Here is an 18,362-nt window from a genome sequence, read left to right as displayed (position 1 = left end):
CACCCGGAGGTTTCATCATAATTTATTTTCTGTTGTTTAATAATTCGTTTGCTATTTTCATGATTTCAGTCATCACATCTTTAAAAGCATCCAGCTTTTCGGGAGCAATTTTTTCCATCACCTTCTTGTTGAAGTTGACAACGACTTCCTTTGACATGTTTCTGGAGTTTAGTCCTTTATCTGTAAGCTTAATGATAACCTCTCTTTTATCAGTGGTTGTCTTTTCCTTATAGATATATCCGTTATCTTCCAGAAGTTTGATGATTCTCGTTAATGAAGTGGGTTCAATAGCCATCTTAGGACCAAGATTGGTACTTCGGGTTCCTTCTTTGGGATCAATTTTAAGAAGAGTAAGCGCCTGTACCGCTGTGGAATCATGTTCCTGGGCTAATTCTGTGTACATTTTAGAAACAGCCAACCAGGTCTGCTTTAAAATTAAATCTACGTTTTCTATTTTTTCCTTATTATTATCCATCATTTTTGCGCCAATGGTTTTACCCAAATTTAGTAAATATTATGCATGCATAGTATTTATTAACGTTAAATTTTGTTAATAACCTGAGAATAAATAGATTAAATTGTATGATTAGCATAATACTATGCATGCATAGTATGTGAATTGATCAAAGAAAATCTAGTATTAATGAATGTTTGTAATTAAATCAATGATTTCTTCAAAAGATTCACATTGGTAAGTAGAGGAATCTTTAGTAATTACCCAAAAAGCATTCTGAAAGTCAAAATTAAAGGCAGATAGGTCTTTTTGAAAGTTTTTTTGAAGCAGAGAATACAGCATTTCCTTGTGAAACTGGGGTGCCGAGATGAAAGGCGGAATAAAAGTCTCATTAATTTGAAATAATGATGCATTGGTGAGCTCCTCATGCTGAAGAAGAATGTCCTCAACAATTCCAGAATACAGATGATTGTCCTTTACATACCATATTTTATCTGCAAACTCTTTGGCTAGCCTCCAATCATGAGAAGAAAACAGGATCAATTTATTCTGTTCTTTAGCCAGTTTTCTCAAAGTTTTAAGAATAATGATTTTGTTTTTTTCGTCCAGATGAGTAGTTGGTTCATCCAGAATGATGATCGGGGAATTTTGGGTTATCGCCCGTCCGATAAAAGCCTTCTGAAGGTTTCCGTCTGACAGATTTTTCAAAAGGGTATATCGGTATTGATTTAAATCCAGTTCTTCAATGATGTGGGCCACTTCTTCACGGTCTTCTTTTTTTAACTCAAAATAAAAAGGGTAGTAGATGTATTTCCCCAAAGAAATAAGATCCTCAACCGTATAATGCTGCGGAATAACAGACTTTGAAAAAACAATAGCAATATTCTCCGCAATTTCTTTTACAGAAAGACTTTTTACATTTTTCCCGTTCATAGAAATTTCCCCATTCAGTAAAGGCAGCTGATGCAGAATAGATTTGATCAGCGTTGTTTTCCCAACCCCATTATTACCAATCAGCAGGCATACATCACCAAGCTTCAAGTCCGCATTGGCATTGGAAATTAAAGTTGTATTGTAGCCGATATTTGCCTGTTTGATCTGTAGGTGCATACTTGATTTGATTATACGCATAAGCGCAGAATGTTTTACAAAAATAAGGTTTTAAGGCGCAAGGAATCTGACTTTGTCAAAATTTTTATATTTTTTCTTTACAGGTTATTTACAATCCTTGTTACACCATTTTTGAAAACATCAGATTGAAAATTGAGTAATAACCCCAATTTGCAATTTGCCATTTTTAAATAAGTTAAAAGCTGTGCTTTATGAGTAGGCGATATATATTCAACTGTTTTTACTTCCAGAATTACTTTGCTTTCAACCATCAGATCAAGTTTAAAGGCATTGTCTATTTTCAAATCTTCATAAATGATGGGAAGAAACTTTTGTTTTTCTACTAAAAATCCAGCTTTTGTTAATTCATAGTACATACATTCTTCATATACATGTTCAAATAAACCTGCTCCAAGTTTTCTATGAATTTTTAATCCTGTTTCAAAAACAATTTTTGATAGTTTATTTTCTGTCATTTGTGGTGCCTTATTGAACTTAAATATATGAATTGTTAGGTAAGTACGGGAATGTAGGTGCAATAATTTATTTAGGTATGCTATTGGGTAAATGCAAAGGCGCAAAAAAAGCTATTAAAAGCGTTATATTTTATTAAGGCGCAAAGATTTTATCTACGATAAATTGAATACTGAATATTTAAAGCCATAGAATCATATACTCGACGCTTGCTGAAAATCCTTGATTTTCTTGCACCTTAAAATAGGCGTTAGTATAAAAAATCCTTGCGTCTTTGCGTTTATCCAACAAAAAACTACACCTTATTCTGTTTCAAAAGCATCATCAGAATCACGGGAATTCCAAATACAGAGCTTATTACATTCAGAGGAATCTGAGTTTTTTCTGCAATAACCGAGAAAAGCAGCATGATCAGCATTCCCAGAAACATATTAAGAATCCATTGCTGCCATAATTTGGATGGATTATAGACAAGTCTGCAGAAGTGAGGGACAATAATTCCTATAAAGAGAATAGGTCCTAGAAATGCAGTAACAGAAGCTGAAAGGAGAGAGGAGGCAACTATTATTAAAAGTTTCAGCTGTTTCAGATTTACTCCTAAACTTTGTGCATAGGAATTCCCAAGAGAATTTCCAATAAGTGGTTTTATAGCTCTAAAACAGATCAATACTCCAATTAAAACCAAAACAAGCAACACATAAATCTGGTTTCTGGTCACCATATTATTGGCTCCGAAAGACCATAATACATAGTTTTTCAAGCTTTGATTCTCTGCATAAAACTGAAGCAGTGATACAATTGCCCCGGCAAAAGCAGATACAAGAAACCCAAAAATAATGAGATAAGATTTGTCCTGAAATCTATTAGACATCGACAACAATATCAGCATTAAGAGCAAGCTTCCTCCAATAGCTGATAAACTGAGAAAACTGTTCTGTAAAAACTCAGGAAGTAAAATATTGTGGGAAAAGAAAATATAAAAGGCGACAGACAGACTGGCAACCGAAGTGATTCCCAATATATCAGGTCCTGCCAGCGGGTTTTGAAAATATTCCTGCATCAGAAAACCTGAAGTAGGAATTGAAATTCCGGCCAGCATCATTACCAAAACACGGTTGATGCGGATTTCGGCAATTTGGTTATGAGCAGAATCCAGAAAGAAATCCTGGAAGCTTAAACTTAAAAACCCTGTGTTCAGATTGATGACAGCACTCATAATAATGGCAATCATAAATAGCAAACACAGGATTTTAAATCTTTTTGACATGATTTAGAAAGAGTTCAGTCTATTTTATTTTAAGAAAGAATCGATTTTTGAATTTAATACATCTTCCGTCATCATTCCCAGATATTCATCGGTTTTATCTCCTTTTCTCATGAAAGTAAAAGGAATAGAGCCTCCGTCCCATTGTTTGAAATTGGAAGCGAAGAAATTCTGATCTAGTTTTTGTCCATCAAGTAAGATAACATTTTTTCCCAGCTTATTTTCTGTTGCAAAATTCTTTACAGCACCAGCCCAATCAGCTTTATCGTCAAGGTTTATGAAAGTAAATTTTACAGGTTTACCCTTCAGTTCATCCATTTTACTTTTAAAACTTGGAATTTCTCTCATGCATGGGCCGCACCAGGTTGCAAAAAAGTTGGTGACATATAAAGTATCATTGTTTTTTGCTAAATATTGACTTACATTTTCAGGAGAAAGTTCTTTGGGAACATACGTACTTTCTTCAGCACCTGTTGGTTGGGTTACAGAAAGAGAATCTGCAGCTGCAGTATTTTCAGTTTTCTGGCCTTCTTTTTTACAGCTGTACAATGCAGTAAGGAGTAACGTGGATAAAATTATCTTCTTCATAAATTATTTTTTATCTATTTTTGAATTGAAGTTATGGAACAACAAATCTATAAAGGAAAACTGATACAGTTTCATCCGTTAAAAATAGCGAAAAAGGAAGAGCTGACCAAAAATACTTTTTCTCTGGAGTTTGATATTCCTGAGAATTTAAAAGAAAATTTCAGGTTTGAAGCCGGGCAGTTCGTCAGTATAAAATTTCAGGCATATGGTAAAGAGGTTATTAATGATTACTCAATGACTTCGGCACCTTATGAGGGAAAAATATGTTTAGGAATAAAGATGAATTCCCCTGAAGGTGCTGCTTCCCAGTTATTTCAAAACTATGATGCGGATGATATTCTATGGGTGAGTGAACCTGCAGGAAGATTTACATTGGTTTCTAAGCCAAGTGAGTTCAGAACCATTGTAGCCTTTGCTGCCGGTATTGGAATTACCCCGATTTTGAGCCACTTTAAGAATATTCTTCATACAGAACCCAGAACCCGGTTATTTTTATTTTTTGGAAATAAAAGTTCAGAAGACCTGGTATACCGTGATCAATTGGATAATCTTGCCAGAACATGTGGTGACAGACTTCAGATATTTTATTTCTTCTCACAGGAGAAAACAGGAGATCAGTTTTTTTATGGCAGATTGGATGCCAAGAAATTAAATCTTATCATCAATCAGATTCTCCATTTGGATGATACCGATGAAGAATCTACGATCTGGGATGCGGTGGACGAAGTGCTGATCTGCGGAAAAGGAGAAATGATCAAGACACTGGCCAATGCCTGTTATCACCACGGAATTCCGAAAAAGAACATCCATTTTGAACTTTTTGAGGAATTTAATGATGATATTTATCCTGTAGAAAAAGAATTTCCTCTGATTGAAGATATAGAGGTTGAATTTACCATGCTTGGAAAAAAATATACAACTCATCTTCCTGATAACAAGGACAAAATCCTGCAGCAGCTTCTGATTCAGAAGTTTCCGGTTCCTTATTCATGCAAGTCCGGAATCTGCGGAAGCTGTGAATGTTCTTTAGAAGAAGGAGAAGTGGAACTGCTGGAGAATGAGTATCTTACTGAAAGAGAAGAAGAGCAGGGGCATATATTGGCTTGCATGTCTATTGTGAAAAGTAAAAAAATAAAGCTTAACTTTGATCTTAGTTGAGAGTCATTAGGAACATATTTAACCTGGGTTTTATATCATTGGAATTGGGAATTCTGATGATATGTTTCTGTAATGTGTGGGTTTTCGGGCTTACCAACGGGAGAACCTATACCAAAATCTCAAAAATCCCACCAAGAGAGGTAGCATTGGTCCTGGGGACATCTCCGAAAATGAGATCCGGAAAATCTAATCCCTATTTTACGAAAAGAATGGATGCTGTAGCTCTTCTTTACCACCATGGGAAAATCAAGAAAATTATAGTGAGCGGGGAGAAGAGTACAGGGTACAATGAACCGAGAGCAATGAAAAATTATCTGGTTTATCTGGAAGGTGTTCCGGAAGATATTATTATGGAAGACCCGAAAGGTTTCAATACCTATAAAAGTATTCTCCGTTGTAAGGATGTTTATAAAAAGAAAAATGTCATCATTGTATCTCAGGGATATCACAACCTGAGGGCTTTGTTTTTTGCAAGAAACAATGATATGAATGCTTTGGGATTTGATGCTCAGGATGTCACAAAATCTGAAAGCTTCTACAGAAACCAGACGAGGGAAATCCTCGCCCGTGTGATTGCTGTAGTCTATTTTATTTTAGGCGTTTCTCCGGATTAGAAAGGATATCCGAACGCGATATTAACAGTGGGTTTAAAAGGCTGGAAATATTTGAATCTCCATCGGTCTCCATCAGGTTTATTCGGGTCATAGATCTTGTAAGCAAGGTCAATTCTGGCCGTTACATACGCGATATTCAATCTTAATCCAAATCCACTTCCGATACCTACCTGCTTCAGGAACTTATTAAATTTAAATTCATCTCCATATCCGTCATTATAGTTACGAAGACTCCATGTATTTCCTATATCTGTAAATAAAGCACCCTCATAGGTTTTATTGAACGGAATTCGGTATTCAATATTGGTAGTAAGCTTTAAATTGTCTGTCATATAAGTACGTACTCTTTCATCCACTTGAGAATCTGCAGGACCTAATCCTCCAAATGCTACCCATGCTCTGATATCGTTGGAGCCTCCATTGAAATATGATTTGATGATTGGCATATCCTGAGAATTTCCATACGGTATTCCAACCCCGATAAACTGGCGAAGTACTAATGTCTGGTTTCCATTAAATTTGAAATATTTTCTGGCATCAATATCAAATTTTATAAACTGTGCATATGGCAGTCCGAAAATGGTTTTCTGAGGACCGGTAACAACACCTCCGTCGTTATCTTTTTTATTGAATAAGCTTAAAATGTTTCCTGCAAGCTCAACTTTCCCATTAAAATAAAATGCGTTTGGATATTCCTTTTTCCCAATTTCACTGTATACAAAGTTATAGATCATGGAAGAAATAAGAACATCCTGCGTTTGTCTGTCTTTGTTGACCAATGTTCCGGTAAATGCCGTTAAAAGATCTGTTCCCTGCTGATTCAGACTTCCACGGTAAGCATCGTTCTCGATAATTTCTTTAGAAACTTCATCTACGCTTAGTTTTCCATCTTTATAATCCTGACCAGTTTGTGCAGTTTGCGGGTTAAACATAAAATAATTCCCGAAAACTTCATCTTTTACTCTTCTGTCATTGACAAAGTAGTCGTAATAAGCATCTTTATTTTTGGTTAAACTGACCTGAGTATTGAATAAAGTAAGCTTATGGTATACCTGATCATTAACACTTGCCTGATAATTCAGTCCTGTATTAAAAATAATTCTTCCCAAACCGATGTTGTTCTGTATGGACGCCCCCAACAGAATAGATGAAGTAGGCGTATATCGTTTAGGGATAAATTTATAATAATTAAATGGAAGCAAAAGCCTTGGGAAATTCAAAGATGCCTGAGCTGATATTTCATAGGCGGCAACTCTTTTATCAATATCCTTTGTACTTCTGATAGATCCAAATGTTCCTGAAAGACTCGTGGAAAGGTTTTCTGCCCCCCTGAAAACATTACGGGTAGTAAGGTCTACGGAAGGAGAGATACCGAGATTTAAGAGCTGAGAGTAATTGATATCTGTTCCCAGTTTAAATTCATACTTTGGAAGAGGTTTCAGTACATATAAAACATCAACAATACTGTCGTTAGGTGATGCCATTCCTCCTTGTCTCAGGGAATCTCTTGCCTTAACGATGCTGAAATTGTTCATCGCCAAAAGGTTTCTCTTCGTTACGTCAAGTTTAGTCTGGTCGAAAACTTTTTTACTGTCCGGAATAATAGCTCTCCATATGGATGAAAGTTTATATTTATCATTCATCGTATGGAATCTTATTCTCCTTAAACTGTCTTTTTTTGTGTTTTTAGGGTAATCACCCGGTTCATCTACAATCGCAACATCTATATTTCCAAAAGTTGAGATTTTATACGGAGTATCCAGAGAATCTTTGTGAATTTCCAGTGTCAAAGGAACCTGTTTTCTACTTTTAAGAGAGTCAGCTACAAAATAAACCTCATCATTGGAAGCATTGAATCTATAGAACCCAAACTCTCTCATCAAATCAGTAATTCGGGTGACTTCTCTTTCAAGAACAGTCTGATCAAGAATCTGTCCGGATCTTATAAGACTTCGGTTCAAATTATAGTTGTAGTAACCTTTGATCCCCTGATCCGGAATATTATAAAAATAATCCTTGATCCGGGTAGGGTCATTATGCTTAATGGAATAATTAACAGTGGCTTTTTTAGCAGCGGAATCCAGGGTATGTTTAAACGTTACATCCGCATCCCAGTATCCTCTGTAAGTAAGTCTTTTTTTAATAGATTCAGCACTTTTTTCACTTCTGGTCTGATCAAGAATCACTGGCGGTGTTCCCCAATTATGCAATAAACGATCGAACAGCAGGCTTTTTCCAACACTGCTTTTCATATTATATTTAAGGAATAAAGAGTCTCTCAGTTTCTGATTTCTCATCTCTCCGGGATAGGTCATATATTCATTAAGTATCGTATCGTATTTCGTGTCAGCCATATTGTACAGAAGAAGACTTAATGGCATGAAAAGAAATTGCTTTTTATTAGGCTTTTGCTGAATATAATCTTTGAGTTCCTCATCGAAAAATTCTTTCTTATCCTCGAACCCTAATGTGTTCTTGGTAAGCAGATATTCGCCTTCAGGAACTTTTTTTGTTGTACTACAAGCATAAAGGAGACCAACAAATGTTGCAAATGAGATAATTTTATAATATTTTTGAGGAGAATTCTTATAATGCTTACAGCTCATACAATAAAAATTTTACAGTCTTTAGATAAAAAGAAGTTCAGACAAAAATACAATTTGTTTTTGGTTGAAGGTAATAAAATCATTTGTGAACTTTTTAATTCTAACTTTAAAGTTAAAGAAATATTATCAACCGATCCACAAAAATTGGACCGTACTGATATTCCTGTTACTCATATCTCTGAAAATGAATTAAAAAAAATTAGTTTTCTTAAAACACCAAAAGATTCCGTAGCGGTATGTTATCTTGCTGAGGAAGAAAAATGGGCGGATAAGAATATACAGCTGGTTTTGGATGGAATACAGGATCCAGGAAATTTAGGAACCATTATACGGCTGGCAGACTGGTTCGGAATAGAACAGATTATCTGCAGTGAAGATACCGTAGATGTCTACAATCCGAAAGTGATTCAGGCTACTATGGGTTCTTTTACCAGAGTTCATGTTGTGTATACTGATCTTGTGGAATATCTTTCTGCAACAGAAAATGTAAATATCGGAACGGATATGGAAGGGGAGAACATTTATACATTTGAAAAACCTGAAAAGATCAATCTGATCTTAGGAAATGAAGGGAATGGAATGAGACCGGAAACTGAAAAACTTTTACAAAAAAGTATCAGCATCCCGAGATTTGGAAAATCCCAGTCTACAGAAAGTCTGAATGTATCCATGGCTGCCGGGATTATTTTAGGACAGTTATTTTCAAAATAAAACTTAGAAATTAGGGCTTAGGGAGTGAAAATATAACATTATTTTCTAAATCCTAAGCCCTAATTCCTTATATCAATTGTTCCATGCTGGAAACACTTTTATTTTTCTGATATACTTCCATCTTTTTTCTGACATACTTCAACGCTATAGGAGCGAGGTAGATTAATGCCGCACCAATCAGTTTTTTCTTCCAGTTGGAGCTTTTCATATTCTTTTTGGCGTAGTTTCCTACGATAGCGGTAACCCCTAGTTTAACAAGGCTGTCCGTAATATTCCCTCCTTTGAAAGCGGAGCTTGCAATTCCTACAGCTGTATTTTTGTTAATCAGTAGATCTTTTACTTCTGAGGTAAGCTGTTTGGCAATGACGTCCTTTCTCAGAACCACTTTTTCATCACCGTCTTCATCTATCTTTTCCTGAAGATATTGGTCGCTTAATCCATTGGTAAATGCACTTAGGCTTTCCTTTGTGTTTTTGAAGGTAAGAAGATTCTCCAGATCATTTATTTCACCTTGAAGCAGTTTTTTCTTTCTTCTTAATTCTTCTATGCTCTCGTATTTTCTGCCCATAGTTTAATGATTTAAAAATTTAATAACCTGATCTGCAACAGCATTTACGATCTTCGTTTTGAAGGCAACAACAAATGCCATTACCAGTGCATAGAATGCAGCAACAATTAAGAATCCGTAAGAGTAATTATCCAGTGCTTTTCCAATAAGGAAAGCGATTCCAAAATTGAAAAGGATAATAAAAAAAGCAAAAGCAACAAGCAGTACTACAAAGTAAGTAATGAGCCCGGCAGAAAGGGACGACTTTTCAGTCGCTTCAATTTTCAGAAGATCTATTCTCTTGGAGGCGTATTCTTTAATAGTTTCTATCATTGTTTTTTTTTAAAGTTACAAAAAAAGGAACTTTTGCACAAAAGTTCCTTTCTGTAATTTACTTAAAAAAGATAAATTACTTATTTTTTCAGATCATTCAGTTCTGCTTCTACATCTTTTGCCAAATCTGCAGTTTTAGAAACAATTTGATCTTTATATTTGTCATATCCGTCTTTCACAGTATGTGCTACGCTGTTTGCAGTTTCTTTGAAAGTAGAAGAAATATTGCCATATTGGTCTTTTACTTTTTCAGAAACCTCTCCGTATTTATTTTTAGCCTGATCTTTAAGATCATTTGCCTTATCCTTTATTTTTTTTCTGGTTTCTTTACCTTCTTCCGGTGCATAAAGCATTCCTAAGATTACACCTGCCGCAGCACCTGCAAGAAGTCCTGCCAATATACCTGCTGTATTATTTCCTTTTCTAGACATTTTAAGTTTTTTAATAATTAATAATAGATTAGTTTTTACAGTAATAAAACTTACAATTTGTATACCAAAGGGGGCTTGAGGCCTATTAAAAATTGTTAAATCTTTTCGATGTGAGATAAAATAAGTTCAATAGTTTCTTCTTTGGTCAATTCTGAGTTATCAATAACGATAGCGTCTTCAGCCTGCTTCAAAGGGGCTATTTCGCGCTCGCTGTCAATCTTATCACGCTCTATAAGGTTCTGCTTTACCTGCTCTTTATCTGCTTCAATTCCCATACCTTGCAGTTCCAGGAACCTTCTGCTGGTTCTTTCATCAATACTGGCAGTAAGAAAGAATTTATAGTCCGCATTTGGCAGAACTACTGTCCCAATGTCACGTCCGTCCATAATGACACCTCCTTTTTCTGCCAAAGTGCGCTGTGACTGAAGCAAAAAGTCTCTTACTTCTTTTTGTTTGGCAACAAGGCTTACATTGTCAGATACTATATTGGTACGGATTTCTTTGGAGATATCCGTGTCATTAAGGAAAAGGATAAGTGTTCCGTCGTTGTTTTTAAACTCAAGGCGGATCTGGTCTAAGGAAGAGAATAATGTATTCAGATCAATTCCTCCATTTTCGTCCAGACAATGCTGCAATGCATACCAGGTAACTCCTCGGTAAAGAGCTCCTGTGTCCATATGAATAAGTCCCAGTTTATCTGCAATGATTTTAGAGATAGAACTTTTTCCGGTAGACGAGTACCCATCGATAGCAATTACAGGTTTTTTCATACTGCAAATTTCAAGATTTTTTCTTAAAAATCAAGAGGAAGTAAGAAAATTTCAGAATAATTAAGAAAATTTCAGCCGAAAAGATTACTCTCCTCTGTGGCTGGAAAGGTCCATGGAAATTCCTATCTGATTGACATTGGAAGAGTTGTGATATCTTACATGAGCATAATCTATGCGGAATCTGGAAACTTTTACTCCAAATCCTGCAGAAAGTCCGGAGAAGTTTCTTTGATCTGCAACTGCCAGCTCATTTCCTCTTTTTACATTATATCCCAATCGGATGTTGAAGTTTTTTTCCGGAAACAATTCAGCTCCCAATGAAAAGTGATCTGCTATTTTTCTGCCGGCATTCACTTTCTGTCCGTCCAGGTTATATTCTGAAGAAATATCAAATTTCTGAAGATCATGCGCTGTAATAGTAATTGCAAGAGGGAAGTTCTTGATTATTTTGGTATACCCAAGATCAATTCTGAAAGGAAGATTCTCTCTTGTTCCATTGAATGACTTCAGCTGAAAACCAAAATTTCTCATCACAAGAGAAACTACTTCTTTGTTCTTTTTATTATGATAGGTAACTCCCGCTGTTCCTGAAATTGCGGAAGAAGTATAGTTGTCAATTTTTGAGGTAACGAAATTAAGCCCTCCACCAATCGTCCAGTCTTCTTCAAACTGGTAGGCATAACCTGCACCAATGGCTACATCCGAAGCCTTGAATTCTCCGTTTTCGAAACCGCTTTCGTCCGTTCTCGGTGTACTTCCATAGCTCATATACCTGGCGTTGATGGTAGCCATATGGCCATTCTCAAAGTCTTTGGCATAAGCAATAGTTCCGTATTTTGAATCGGCAAGATAAGCTGTTGCGTTTACAGAAAGCTGTTTGTCAGAATCTCTATTTAACAGGGCAGGGTTTGCAATAGCAAAGGAAACATCATAATCTCTTATCGAAATTGCATCACCACCCAAAGCAGCCTGTCTTGCAGATACAGGTACATTTAAGAACGGATAAACATTTGTTCCTGTTTGCGCATAAGAAACAATTCCTGATAGAAATAATGAAAAAATGATAATTTTCTTCAACTCAATTTATAATTAATGCAAAAATAATCCTTTTTCGTACTTTTCAAAATATTTCTTACATTATTTCTATTTAAATATTTTTCTTTCATCAATATCTTTAATGATTATATTTGCAAAATCAAATTCAGGGGAAACCCATACTAATAAAAAGTTACTAAAAATAAAAGATGAAATATAAAAGAATCCTTCTGAAACTAAGCGGTGAGGCCTTAATGGGAAACAGACAATATGGTATTGATACCGAAAGACTGCAGGAATATGCCGTTGAGATCAAGAGAGTAGTCGAAAAAGGCTGTGAAGTTGCGATCGTCATTGGAGGAGGAAATATTTTCCGTGGTGTTGCAGGAGCTGCAAAAGGTATGGACAGAGTGCAGGGAGACTATATGGGAATGCTGGCAACTGTAATCAATGGTATGGCATTGCAGGGAGCATTGGAAGATGCAGGAATCAAAACAAGACTTCAGTCTGCTATCGAAATGGATAAAGTAGCTGAACCTTTCATCAAAAGAAGAGCTGTAAGACACCTTGAAAAAGGAAGAGTCGTAATCTTCGGAGCAGGTACAGGAAACCCTTATTTTACTACAGATACAGCGGCTACTCTAAGAGCAATCGAAATTGGAGCTGATGTGATCTTAAAAGGAACAAGAGTAGACGGAATCTATGACAGCGATCCTGAAAAAAATGCTGATGCTGTAAAATACAATTCATTATCTTTTGATGAAGTATTTGAAAAAAACCTTAAGGTAATGGATATGACTGCCTTTACCTTGAGCCACGAAAACAAGTTGCCAATTATTGTATTCGATATGAATAAAGACGGTAACCTGTCAAAAATTGTAGACGGAGAAAATGTAGGTACATTGGTTAATTTATAATCAATTTTAGTAGAAAAATATAAAAAACACCTGCCACGATTATCGTGACAGGTGTTTTTATTTTTATAATAGTTTTAACACCTATTTGTCTGCCTCAATATTTTGTGTGGCATTTTCCTTTTCAACCAAAGTGTAATTAGAGAAAATCCATTCAATGATCTGATTGATTATTTTCATGATCATTTCAAACTCGGTGACAGCAGTTACTCCCGGTACCAGTTTCACAACGGCTGGTTTGGGCAACGGCTTTGGTAGAATAAGACCAGTCACCTGAGGATCAGGTCCAGTTGCAGGAATACCATTATACATGCCTACATGTTGTACTGATAACTGAAGCATATAGTCTTGTAGAGTTTCAGGAGGTGTTTTAATGCTAATCGAGGAACTGCTTGAATGTTGCAGCTGACCTGGAAGCGATTGGTTTTGTATTCTTGTATAGCTGGCTCCTGATTTTGAAGAATCATCAATAGCCATCTTCTGTAAAGCATTTAATATGGAGGCCGTCATATGTGTAGGAGCCTGACCATATATTGTTGCAATTTTTCCCAGTTCTGATACCGGCCACGCATGAGGCACTACATCCAGATCATTCCAGTGCATAGTATTCCAGCTTTGGTAAGTACCTGCTTGTTGCTGCCATCCTGGTGGTAACGGTGGAAATTTACTGTTGAACAGGCTTGCAAATGCTGCCTCGCCCGGAGTTGGTCCGGCGGTAGGATATACAAGCGTTACACCGAAAGCATTCAGATCTTTATTTTCTTTCAGATAAAGGGCAAGAGTAGGTGATAATGCTCCTGCAAGACTGTGTCCGCAAAATATAATAGCTGTACCGGGTTCAGGATTTAAGCCTGCAAGAAACTGCTGCAGTGTCGTATTCGGTGAAGCTGCAGAATGAGGGCTTTCAAGTCCCAGAAGTATACCGATTCCTGTAGCAGTCCCTTTTGAAATATAAGGATCTGTGCCATTATAAGGTGTTGGAGTAAAATTGGAGGGATCATAAGTTGTCCAGTTGACCACTTCTGAAACAGAGAAATCTTCTGTTTCCCAATCATAAAGCGATGAGGGGTTAGTAGCTGCAATGGCCACAACATAAGTTGGCAATGTAGGCCCTCCCGGAAATGCAACAGCATCACATTTAGCTACATACAATGCATTGTCTGCAACTCCTGTAGGAACACCCTTTTCATTTTTTTCTTCAATCAAAGCAGGGCCCCAGACAAGATCCCAGCTTCCTAATACCGGCAAAACTGAAGGGTCAGCTGTTGAAGGCGTTTCCTGGCCCATTATTTTAACAGGAGGAACATTGTTAAAATAAAAAGATAAGTCATACTGAAGCTGTAATTGCAATTGGATACCTAGGCCGTTGTAGCCTCCCGCACGGTTTGCAAGACCTGCCATACCAAATACTTGTTGATAGGCATCTAAAGATGGATTTGTCATAATGTGATTGGTTTAAAATTAGTTGATAAAATGATTATGAATTATTTTACATAAAATTCTCTTTTGTGTGATATTATAATCTTTATTGAGAACTTCATTAAAATGATAAAGTAAAATAAGCCATTAAAAATGGTATACCGGTAAGTAGAAATAACCAAAATATTCTATAGGTATTTGTACCTGAAATTCATCAATTAAGATCATTAAAAACCATCTTCTTTTTTTCAAAGCAAGGACAAGTACGCAAAATACATCTGTGAAATACCTATTATTCAAAAACAATTATTATTTTTGCAGCACTGAATAGCAAAAAATAGTTTTAAACAGTGAAATAACACTGATGTTTACAGGATTTGTAAATTTTAACTGATTGATATTCAGATTAATTAATAGATGTGTAATTTATCAAACTTTAATATAATAATGGAAGAATTAGATCTTATATTAGAATCTGTAAAACAAGACATGGATGCAGCTGTAAAGCACCTGGATCACGCATTTCAAAGAATTAGAGCAGGACGTGCTTCTACATCAATGGTTCAGGATGTAATGGTAGAATATTATGGAGCAATGACTCCTATCAACCAGGTGGCAAATGTTTCTGTTCCGGATGCAATGACAATCTCTATTCAACCTTGGGACAGAACGGCAATCAATGCGATTGAAAAAGCGATCATCAATTCAAACTTAGGCTTTGCACCTTCTAACAATGGGGAAAACATCATCCTTAATGTTCCGCCTTTGACAGAAGAAAGAAGAAGAGAGCTTGCAAAACAGGCTAAAGTAGAAGCTGAGAATACTAAAGTAACTGTAAGAAACGCAAGACAGGATGGTTTGAAAGAACTTAAAAAACTGGACGGAGTTTCTGAAGATGTTGTAAAAGGAGTGGAAGAAGAAATTCAGACCTATACAGACAAATATGTAAAGCTTTGCGATGAGCATCTTAAGACAAAAGAAGCTGAAATTATGAAAGTATAATTTAGGGTTTTTGAAAAATAATAAAGAGGTTTTCGATGGAAAGCCTCTTTTTTTTCTTTTAGATAAGCTTGTTCTGTTGCTTTTAAACTATGTATTTGGTTTTTTTGTTTAGAACTTTATCGTAAAGAGGTCTCATTCCATAATATATTGATGAGTATTTGCGTTAATTCATTATATTTATAGAATTATTCCTGCAGACTTAACTTAAAACAGGAAATTAAACATTTTAAAAGTGATGACGAAGATTATTGGTGTAGGCAACTACATACCATCTGAAATGATAACCAATCTATTTTTTGATAAGCATATTTTTCTTAATGAAAAGGGGATATTATTAAAAGAAAATAATACATCTATTACAGATAAATTAAAAAAAATTACGGGCATTGAAGAAAGAAGATATGCTCATAGTACAGAGGTTACTTCAGATCTTGGATTTATTGCAGCTAAGGCTGCCATTGAAAATGCAGGAATAGATCCTGAAACATTAGACTATATTATTTTTGCCCATAATTTTGGAGATGTTCGTTTTGGAACAATTCAATCCGATGCGGTTCCCAGTCTTGCGGCAAGGGTAAAGCATTTGTTAGGAATCAGAAATAACTTCTGTGTGGCGTACGATGTTCTTTTTGGATGCCCCGGCTGGATTGAAGGAGTGATACAGGCTAATGCATTTATTAAAGCCGGTATTGCCAAACGATGCTTGGTGATTGGCGGGGAAACTCTTTCCCGTGTAGTGGATATTCATGACAGGGACAGTATGATCTATGCTGATGGAGCAGGAGCGGCTGTGCTGGAAGTGAACAACGATGATGACTCCGGAATAAAGGCCCATTTGTCAGCTTCCTATACCTTTGAGGAGAAAGATTATCTGTATTTTGGGAAATCGTACAACAATGAGAAATGCCCGGATACAAAATATATCAAAATGGATGGGCGAAAAATTTATGAGTTTGCCTTAATAAATGTTCCTGATGCCATGAAAAAATGTCTGGACAGCAGTGGGTATTCTATCAGTCAATTGAATAAAATTATTATTCATCAGGCTAATGAAAAAATGGATGAGGCTATTGTTAACAGGTTTTACCAATTGTATAATACACCGGTTCCTGAAAATATAATGCCGATGGTTATTCATAAACTGGGAAACAGCAGTGTGGCTACCATTCCGTCTTTGCTGACTATGATTTTAAACGACGAACTGGAACATCATAAAATCCAGAAGGATGATGTGATATTATTTGCTTCTGTAGGGGCAGGAATGAACATTAATGCCTTTGTTTACAAGTTTTAAACTGAGCATGAAAAAAGCTGAAATTATAAAGCATAATTTTTAGTTTTAAAATATAAAAAGAGGTTTCTATTGGAAACCTCTTTTGCTTTTACAGACATTTGATTTGTCCTTTCTGATCTCTATGCTGTAACAGAGATTGATAGTTGGTAAGCAATTTATCGGCATTACACTGCACTTCTTTACTTGGAATATTATCTGCTGTTTTTTCTTTTTGATCAGATTTTATACTGTATTTCTTTTCAAGGCATTTCAGGGGTTTGCCATGCTGAACATAAATACGGGTTTCTGTAATATCATCTTTAGTAATAGGTTTTTCCGGAGTACCACCATCAAAATTCCATACGGTTTCCTGTCTGAATATAAAGAAAGGCTTTCCATCTTTTATAAAATATTTTTCAGATCCGGAGAAATGACTGTGTTCTGCATAAAAATGCTCTATCACTTTGATCTCATTTTTGTCTGAATGAAAAGTGACTTCACCTGAAGGTTCATCATTACAATCATAAATAAACTTTGATTGACTTAGTTTTCTAGTCTCCAATTGAATCTGAAGAGCAGCATATTCTTTTTTTATCTGATCAATGGGATCCGCTGCCGTGTTGGGCTGTGCTGAATCCTTTTTTACGAAAGAACTGTCTATTGAAGCAGGTTTTTTATGAACTGCCTTATCATTTTTACATGAAAAAACAAGAAATAAACCTGCTGTGAGAAATAGGATTTTCATAAGATAAATAGTTTGGTGGCTGGATAAAAATACAAAATAATGGTACAAAAAAGGCCTTCAATTGAAAGCCTTACTTTTTATTTGCAATTTTCATTGTAATCATAAATCACTTCATTGATAATTGAAAGTTTGTCTACTGTTGAATTGCTGATTTCATCTCTAATGAACTTCCCAAGACCGGTTCTTTTCTTCTCTTCATTTTTAAGAGAACCATATTCTCCTTTAGTAATTTTTGCTTTTACATACGGGCAGTCTGCAAGGATTATTTTTGCTTTTGCCGGAGTCAGTTCTTCCACTTTTCCGCCTTTTTTAGAAAAGATATAATTGGGATTTTCTTTTAATCTTTCTGTTTCTGCGTAAGTGATGGCTTGGGTACTGTTTGCTGAAAAAGCTGTCGGATAGCCATACAGTTTATAAACCGTAATTTTTCCCTCCGTTACCACTTCTGCAAACTGATCTGTTCTTGAAAGATTATTGATCGCTTTAAACCCGGCTGCCAAACCTGTTGTGCTTTCTGAACTGTTGAGGGCTTCTCTCATATTCGAATATTTAACTGATTTAAAAATTCTTGGAGTATCACCTTCATACAGCATATATTCTTTGATATCGTCTGTGTCATACGTTTTAAACTTGATCTTGTTTTTTACTTTATCAATATCTGCAATGGCTGCAAATTTTACTTTTAACTGATTTTGCCATGGGCTGGAGTATCCTCCATGCAAATGAACGACACCTTCAGTTTTTTTTCCGCTTTTATCAATAATGTATCCGTATTTTTCACCGTTGTAGGTTCCGTTTTCATCCTGTTCCTGGGCATAGGTGTTCAGCGAAACAAGACCGAATAGGCCAATAAGTAGTAATTTTTTCATGGTATTGTTTTTTAACTTCGGCAAATATAATTTTTTATATCCAAA

20 protein-coding genes are annotated in these 18,362 nt (G+C 35.8%); 6 read left to right on the top strand and 14 right to left on the bottom strand.

Features of this window, described 5'->3' with window-relative positions; all coding sequences use genetic code 11:
* Positions 1-22 precede the first annotated feature (22 nt).
* From ACTJIP_RS14120 to ACTJIP_RS14100, 5 genes are all read right to left on the bottom strand, one after another.
* Complete coding sequence (locus tag ACTJIP_RS14120) at positions 23-475, bottom strand: MarR family winged helix-turn-helix transcriptional regulator (protein ID WP_034694513.1); 453 nt, start codon at positions 473-475, stop codon at positions 23-25.
* A 165-nt stretch (positions 476-640) separates the two neighbouring features.
* A complete protein-coding gene (locus ACTJIP_RS14115; protein ID WP_228408865.1) occupies positions 641-1,585 on the bottom strand; it encodes an ABC transporter ATP-binding protein in 945 nt (314 codons plus the stop codon).
* A 77-nt stretch (positions 1,586-1,662) separates the two neighbouring features.
* Entirely contained in the window at positions 1,663-2,040 is a 378-nt protein-coding gene (locus ACTJIP_RS14110; protein ID WP_440704735.1) for a GxxExxY protein, read from the bottom strand.
* Between the two features lie 293 nt (positions 2,041-2,333).
* Positions 2,334-3,305, bottom strand: a complete 972-nt coding sequence (locus ACTJIP_RS14105; protein WP_440704734.1) for an iron chelate uptake ABC transporter family permease subunit — start codon at positions 3,303-3,305, stop codon at positions 2,334-2,336.
* A gap of 24 nt (positions 3,306-3,329) precedes the next feature.
* On the bottom strand, positions 3,330-3,890 hold the full coding sequence (locus tag ACTJIP_RS14100; RefSeq protein WP_077417785.1) for a TlpA family protein disulfide reductase: 561 nt from the start codon (positions 3,888-3,890) through the stop codon (positions 3,330-3,332).
* 33 nt (positions 3,891-3,923) lie between these two features.
* Here ACTJIP_RS14100 and ACTJIP_RS14095 point away from each other — a divergent pair, with 33 nt between their 5' ends.
* Complete coding sequence (locus tag ACTJIP_RS14095; protein WP_047384720.1) at positions 3,924-5,048, top strand: ferredoxin--NADP reductase; 1,125 nt, start codon at positions 3,924-3,926, stop codon at positions 5,046-5,048.
* A 56-nt stretch (positions 5,049-5,104) separates the two neighbouring features.
* Positions 5,105-5,662 (top strand): SanA/YdcF family protein, encoded by a 558-nt coding sequence (locus tag ACTJIP_RS14090; RefSeq protein ID WP_410493603.1) that lies wholly within the window; start codon positions 5,105-5,107, stop codon positions 5,660-5,662.
* Here ACTJIP_RS14090 and tamL read toward each other — a convergent pair.
* Positions 5,659-8,268, bottom strand: a complete 2,610-nt coding sequence (gene tamL / locus ACTJIP_RS14085) for a translocation and assembly module lipoprotein TamL (protein ID WP_428168467.1) — start codon at positions 8,266-8,268, stop codon at positions 5,659-5,661. The two genes, ACTJIP_RS14090 and tamL, sit on opposite strands and share 4 nt — an antisense overlap.
* On the opposite strand from tamL, the gene ACTJIP_RS14080 reads away from it, so the two are divergent.
* The gene (locus ACTJIP_RS14080; protein ID WP_440704733.1) at positions 8,254-8,979 is read left to right on the top strand and encodes a TrmH family RNA methyltransferase; all 726 of its coding nucleotides are present in this window, start codon (positions 8,254-8,256) and stop codon (positions 8,977-8,979) included. The two genes, tamL and ACTJIP_RS14080, sit on opposite strands and share 15 nt — an antisense overlap.
* A 67-nt stretch (positions 8,980-9,046) precedes the next feature.
* On the opposite strand, the gene ACTJIP_RS14075 is transcribed toward ACTJIP_RS14080, so the two are convergent.
* The 5 genes from ACTJIP_RS14075 to porQ form a co-directional block, all read right to left on the bottom strand.
* Positions 9,047-9,547: a phosphoribosyl-ATP pyrophosphatase gene (locus tag ACTJIP_RS14075; protein WP_077417775.1), complete on the bottom strand. Its 501-nt coding sequence runs from the start codon at positions 9,545-9,547 to the stop codon at positions 9,047-9,049.
* A 3-nt stretch (positions 9,548-9,550) separates the two neighbouring features.
* Complete coding sequence (locus tag ACTJIP_RS14070) at positions 9,551-9,859, bottom strand: phage holin family protein (RefSeq protein ID WP_077417773.1); 309 nt, start codon at positions 9,857-9,859, stop codon at positions 9,551-9,553.
* An 80-nt stretch (positions 9,860-9,939) separates the two neighbouring features.
* Positions 9,940-10,290, bottom strand: a complete 351-nt coding sequence (locus ACTJIP_RS14065; protein ID WP_047384732.1) for a YtxH domain-containing protein — start codon at positions 10,288-10,290, stop codon at positions 9,940-9,942.
* A 95-nt stretch (positions 10,291-10,385) separates the two neighbouring features.
* Complete coding sequence (gene cmk, locus ACTJIP_RS14060; RefSeq protein ID WP_180563664.1) at positions 10,386-11,060, bottom strand: (d)CMP kinase; 675 nt, start codon at positions 11,058-11,060, stop codon at positions 10,386-10,388.
* Positions 11,061-11,144: 84 nt separating this feature from the next.
* A complete protein-coding gene (gene porQ / locus ACTJIP_RS14055; RefSeq protein ID WP_077417769.1) occupies positions 11,145-12,137 on the bottom strand; it encodes a type IX secretion system protein PorQ in 993 nt (330 codons plus the stop codon).
* Positions 12,138-12,304: 167 nt separating this feature from the next.
* Here porQ and pyrH point away from each other — a divergent pair, with 167 nt between their 5' ends.
* Positions 12,305-13,012: a UMP kinase gene (pyrH, locus tag ACTJIP_RS14050; RefSeq protein WP_077417767.1), complete on the top strand. Its 708-nt coding sequence runs from the start codon at positions 12,305-12,307 to the stop codon at positions 13,010-13,012.
* 81 nt (positions 13,013-13,093) lie between these two features.
* Here pyrH and ACTJIP_RS14045 read toward each other — a convergent pair whose 3' ends face one another.
* Complete coding sequence (locus tag ACTJIP_RS14045; RefSeq protein ID WP_440704732.1) at positions 13,094-14,452, bottom strand: lipase family protein; 1,359 nt, start codon at positions 14,450-14,452, stop codon at positions 13,094-13,096.
* Positions 14,453-14,875: 423 nt separating this feature from the next.
* Here ACTJIP_RS14045 and frr point away from each other — a divergent pair, with 423 nt between their 5' ends.
* Both frr and ACTJIP_RS14035 read left to right on the top strand, forming a co-directional pair.
* Positions 14,876-15,430 carry a ribosome recycling factor gene (gene frr, locus ACTJIP_RS14040; protein WP_047384743.1) on the top strand — a complete coding sequence of 185 codons (555 nt, stop codon included), beginning with the start codon at positions 14,876-14,878 and terminating at the stop codon, positions 15,428-15,430.
* A 232-nt stretch (positions 15,431-15,662) separates the two neighbouring features.
* Positions 15,663-16,724 (top strand): 3-oxoacyl-ACP synthase III family protein, encoded by a 1,062-nt coding sequence (locus ACTJIP_RS14035; protein WP_077417763.1) that lies wholly within the window; start codon positions 15,663-15,665, stop codon positions 16,722-16,724.
* 88 nt (positions 16,725-16,812) lie between these two features.
* On the opposite strand, the gene ACTJIP_RS14030 is transcribed toward ACTJIP_RS14035, so the two are convergent.
* Together ACTJIP_RS14030 and ACTJIP_RS14025 are read right to left on the bottom strand one after the other, a co-directional pair.
* Positions 16,813-17,448: a hypothetical protein gene (locus ACTJIP_RS14030; protein WP_440704731.1), complete on the bottom strand. Its 636-nt coding sequence runs from the start codon at positions 17,446-17,448 to the stop codon at positions 16,813-16,815.
* A 77-nt stretch (positions 17,449-17,525) separates the two neighbouring features.
* Entirely contained in the window at positions 17,526-18,317 is a 792-nt protein-coding gene (locus ACTJIP_RS14025) for a hypothetical protein (protein ID WP_077417759.1), read from the bottom strand.
* Positions 18,318-18,362: the final 45 nt, after the last annotated feature.

The organism is Chryseobacterium sp. 22543 (assembly GCF_052044565.1).
In the GTDB taxonomy this organism is placed as follows: domain Bacteria; phylum Bacteroidota; class Bacteroidia; order Flavobacteriales; family Weeksellaceae; genus Chryseobacterium.
Note: the sequence above shows the minus strand (reverse complement) of the source record. Positions and strands in the feature narration are given on the sequence as shown.

Coding starts and splice junctions, on each gene's coding strand:
- ACTJIP_RS14120 (WP_034694513.1), bottom strand. CDS start 475: ATGGATAATAATAAGGAAAAAATAGAAAACGTAGATTTAATTTTAAAG.
- ACTJIP_RS14075 (WP_077417775.1), bottom strand. CDS start 9,547: ATGGGCAGAAAATACGAGAGCATAGAAGAATTAAGAAGAAAGAAAAAA.
- frr (WP_047384743.1), top strand. CDS start 14,876: ATGGAAGAATTAGATCTTATATTAGAATCTGTAAAACAAGACATGGAT.
- ACTJIP_RS14065 (WP_047384732.1), bottom strand. CDS start 10,290: ATGTCTAGAAAAGGAAATAATACAGCAGGTATATTGGCAGGACTTCTT.
- ACTJIP_RS14045 (WP_440704732.1), bottom strand. CDS start 14,452: ATGACAAATCCATCTTTAGATGCCTATCAACAAGTATTTGGTATGGCA.
- ACTJIP_RS14095 (WP_047384720.1), top strand. CDS start 3,924: ATGGAACAACAAATCTATAAAGGAAAACTGATACAGTTTCATCCGTTA.
- cmk (WP_180563664.1), bottom strand. CDS start 11,060: ATGAAAAAACCTGTAATTGCTATCGATGGGTACTCGTCTACCGGAAAA.
- ACTJIP_RS14090 (WP_410493603.1), top strand. CDS start 5,105: ATGATATGTTTCTGTAATGTGTGGGTTTTCGGGCTTACCAACGGGAGA.
- pyrH (WP_077417767.1), top strand. CDS start 12,305: ATGAAATATAAAAGAATCCTTCTGAAACTAAGCGGTGAGGCCTTAATG.
- ACTJIP_RS14115 (WP_228408865.1), bottom strand. CDS start 1,585: ATGCGTATAATCAAATCAAGTATGCACCTACAGATCAAACAGGCAAAT.
- ACTJIP_RS14025 (WP_077417759.1), bottom strand. CDS start 18,317: ATGAAAAAATTACTACTTATTGGCCTATTCGGTCTTGTTTCGCTGAAC.
- ACTJIP_RS14105 (WP_440704734.1), bottom strand. CDS start 3,305: ATGTCAAAAAGATTTAAAATCCTGTGTTTGCTATTTATGATTGCCATT.
- ACTJIP_RS14070 (WP_077417773.1), bottom strand. CDS start 9,859: ATGATAGAAACTATTAAAGAATACGCCTCCAAGAGAATAGATCTTCTG.
- ACTJIP_RS14080 (WP_440704733.1), top strand. CDS start 8,254: ATGCTTACAGCTCATACAATAAAAATTTTACAGTCTTTAGATAAAAAG.
- ACTJIP_RS14110 (WP_440704735.1), bottom strand. CDS start 2,040: ATGACAGAAAATAAACTATCAAAAATTGTTTTTGAAACAGGATTAAAA.
- ACTJIP_RS14030 (WP_440704731.1), bottom strand. CDS start 17,448: ATGAAAATCCTATTTCTCACAGCAGGTTTATTTCTTGTTTTTTCATGT.
- ACTJIP_RS14100 (WP_077417785.1), bottom strand. CDS start 3,890: ATGAAGAAGATAATTTTATCCACGTTACTCCTTACTGCATTGTACAGC.
- tamL (WP_428168467.1), bottom strand. CDS start 8,268: ATGAGCTGTAAGCATTATAAGAATTCTCCTCAAAAATATTATAAAATT.